Source organism: Sphingomonas bacterium (assembly GCF_903643065.1).
GTDB lineage: Bacteria > Pseudomonadota > Alphaproteobacteria > Sphingomonadales > Sphingomonadaceae > Sphingomonas.
In genome coordinates, this window is the sequence record NZ_CAHJWX010000393.1 from 1 (window position 1) to 2,959 (window position 2,959).

5 protein-coding genes are annotated in these 2,959 nt (G+C 66.7%); 2 read left to right on the forward strand and 3 right to left on the reverse strand.

Annotated elements, in window-relative coordinates; all coding sequences use genetic code 11:
- Positions 1–238 precede the first annotated feature (238 nt).
- On the forward strand, positions 239–715 hold the full coding sequence (locus tag HUU95_RS12675) for an ExbD/TolR family protein (RefSeq protein WP_174280430.1): 477 nt from the start codon (positions 239–241) through the stop codon (positions 713–715).
- Between the two features lie 36 nt (positions 716–751).
- Entirely contained in the window at positions 752–1,174 is a 423-nt protein-coding gene (locus HUU95_RS12680; protein WP_174280431.1) for an ExbD/TolR family protein, read from the forward strand.
- Between the two features lie 95 nt (positions 1,175–1,269).
- Here the strand turns inward: HUU95_RS12680 and HUU95_RS12685 are convergent, their stop codons facing one another.
- The 3 genes from HUU95_RS12685 to HUU95_RS12695 all read right to left on the reverse strand — a co-directional run.
- Positions 1,270–1,881 (reverse strand): hypothetical protein, encoded by a 612-nt coding sequence (locus HUU95_RS12685; protein WP_174280432.1) that lies wholly within the window; start codon positions 1,879–1,881, stop codon positions 1,270–1,272.
- 80 nt (positions 1,882–1,961) lie between these two features.
- Positions 1,962–2,513, reverse strand: a complete 552-nt coding sequence (dcd, locus tag HUU95_RS12690) for a dCTP deaminase (protein WP_174280433.1) — start codon at positions 2,511–2,513, stop codon at positions 1,962–1,964.
- Positions 2,514–2,558: 45 nt separating this feature from the next.
- On the reverse strand, positions 2,559–2,959 hold a 401-nt coding region (locus HUU95_RS12695; RefSeq protein WP_174280434.1), incomplete at its 5' end, for a cytidine deaminase.

Consider the following 2,959-nt stretch of genomic DNA (forward strand, 5'->3'; position numbering starts at 1 on the left):
GCGGTCGGCGCGACCGCGACCGGTGGTGCCAAGCCCGCCGCGACCTCGTCGGCGACCGCGACGCCCGCGACCAGCAATTTGGGCTCGTCCACCTTCGGCGCGACTGGCGGCAAGCCCAACAACAGCTAGGATGGTCGGGACCCCGGCGCCGTCGGATCGGCGCCGGAAGGTCTCGCTTCCCCCTTCATTCGTGTGACCTTTCGGGGCCGTGGCCCCAGCGCAGCAGGAACATCAAGCCATGGCGATGAGCGTAGGCGGCGACAGCGACTCCACCATGTCGGACATCAACACGACCCCGCTGGTGGACGTCATGCTGGTGCTGCTGATCATCTTTCTGATCGCGGTCCCGGTGGTGGTGCAGTCGCTCAAGCTGAAGCTGCCCAATGTCCGCTTCGATCCGACCGTGACCAAGCCGGAGAATGTGTCGCTGTCGATCGTCGGCCAGGGCAATGATTGCCAGGTCTATCTCGGCACGGCGCGGATCAACCATGACGACCTGCTCAAGTTCGCGGTCGCCAAGCTGAGGGCTGAGATCGCACGGCAGGGTGGCGTCAACAATCCCGATTTGGAATTGCCGGAGGCGCATATCCGCGCCGACGTGAGCACGCCCTACCAGTGCGTCGGCGGCGCGATCTATACGATGCAGCAGGCCGGCTTTTCCAAGGTCGGTTTCATCTCCGAGCCGCCCGCCGAAGAAAACTCGGCGCGTCTCTGACCGTACCGCCGTTCACCAACGTTCAGGAGCAAGCATATGTCGATGTCCGGCGGCAAGGATAACGGCGAGCCGATGATGGACCTCAACATGACGCCGTTGATCGACGTCCTGCTGGTGCTCATCATCATGTTCATCATCACCATCCCGATCCAGACCCACGCGGTGAAGGTCGATCTGCCGCAGAACAATACGCACCCGCCAAAGGTCGACCCGCAGAAGAACAAGATCGCGATCGATGCAGGCGGCGTGGTGACGTGGAACGGCGTGCCGGTGAACGACCCGACGCTGAAGAGCTATCTCGACCAATCGGCGACGCTCAACCCGGAGCCGGAGCTGCAATTTCAACCCGATCCGCAGACCCGCTACGAAGTGGTCGACCAGACACTGGCGGTGATCAAGCGGTCGCCGGTCACGAAGCTGGGGTTCGTCGGTAACGAGCAATATTACAACCGGTTCTGATCAACGATTGCATTGGCAGGGCGGGGCGGTCTGAAAAGGCCGCCCCGCTCGCGTTCATAGCGGCGATCGATGTATCGTCTCGCCCCCGCTGGCGCCTACCCCCATCGTAGCGAGCCAGAACACACCGGATGCTCGCCGCGCCGGGAAGTGCACATGTGATGGCGCGCGAACCACCCGTCGTTGGCCCAGGGCAGGAAGCGATCCACTTGCCGCGTCATGGGCCGACGGTCGATCGTGACGGCCACCCGCACGACTTTCAGACCCGGGTCGCCGCCCATCGTCGCCGGATCGATCAGCCGCAGCTTGTCGGGTCGGCGCGGGTCGGCGGTGCGCACGAACAGCAGGCAGTCGATGTCGGGCACGGGGTCGAGCGACTTCGCGCCGGACCGGCGGTAATAAGGGCAGGTGATGAGGCCGGTGCGACCGGCCATTGCCGCGAGCCGCCGCGTCCAGTCGAGGGGATCATCGCTTAGGCGCTCGTCCGGGAAGACGTGGGCCGGCAGGTCATCCATGCCGCTTGGGTTCTTAAAGCAACAGTCAGACAGCGCGAGCAGCACTCCGCCGTCGCCAAGCCGGATCGGCACCGCGTCGCCTGCCGCCACCGACTGGATCGGCGCCCAGCCCGGTAGGTAGAGCTTGTGGTACGTGACGCTCCACACGCCCGCGCCGTGCCGCTCGATCCCATGGTCATCGATGTCCACCGTCACGCGAAAATGCAGCGTCGCGGGCCGCCCGCTACACGCCGCGAGGAGGAGCAACGCGATCAAACCGATCCGCGCGCCCGGCCTCATAGCCGGGGCAGGGTGACGCCGCGCTGTCCCATATATTTCCCGGCCCGGTCGGCATAGCTTACCTCGCACGGCTCGTTGCCCGCCAGGAACAGGAACTGGCACGCGCCCTCGTTGGCGTAGACCTTGGCGGGCAGCGGCGTGGTGTTGGAGAATTCCAGCGTCACATGCCCCTCCCAGCCGGGTTCCAGCGGCGTCACGTTGACGATAATGCCGCAGCGCGCATAGGTCGACTTGCCGAGGCAGATCACCAGCACGTCGCGGGGCACCCGGAAATACTCCACCGTCCGCGCCAGCGCGAAGCTGTTGGGCGGGATGACGCAGCAATCGGTGCGGCGATCGACGAAGCTGTTGGCGGCGAAATCCTTGGGATCGACCGTCGCCGAATCGACGTTGGTGAAGATCTTGAACTCGTCCGCCACGCGCGCGTCATAGCCATAGGACGACAGGCCGTAGCTGATGCAGCCCTCGCGCCGTTGCGCCTCGACGAACGGCTCGATCATCCCGCCGCGCGCGCGCTCGCGAATCCAGCGGTCGGACATCACGGTCATGGCTGGTCTTCGCCCCGAACGGCGGAGCGGGCAAGCCGCTTGGCGTCACAGACCCAGATCGGCGGGCCCGAACGCGTGCGGCAGCAGTGCGGAGAGCCGGTGCGTCTCGATCGGGCCACCGGTCAGCCCGCCGCAATGGACGGGTAGATCGCGCCCGCCCAGCTGCGCGGCCTCGTTGAGCACCTGCCGGCAGCGGCCACAGGGGCTGACCGGGGTGTCGCCCGTCCCGCCGATCGGTCCGCCGACGACGCCGATCGCGACCACGTCGCGCAGCCGCCCCGCCGCGCTCGCGGTCGCGATCGCCACCGTTTCCGCGCAGAGCGACAGGCCGTAGCTGGCATTCTCGACATTCGCCCCCGTCACCACCGTCCCGTCGGTCAGCAGCACGGCGGCGCCGACCGCGAACCGCGAATAGGGCGCGTGCGCGTGGGCGGCGGCGGCGCGCG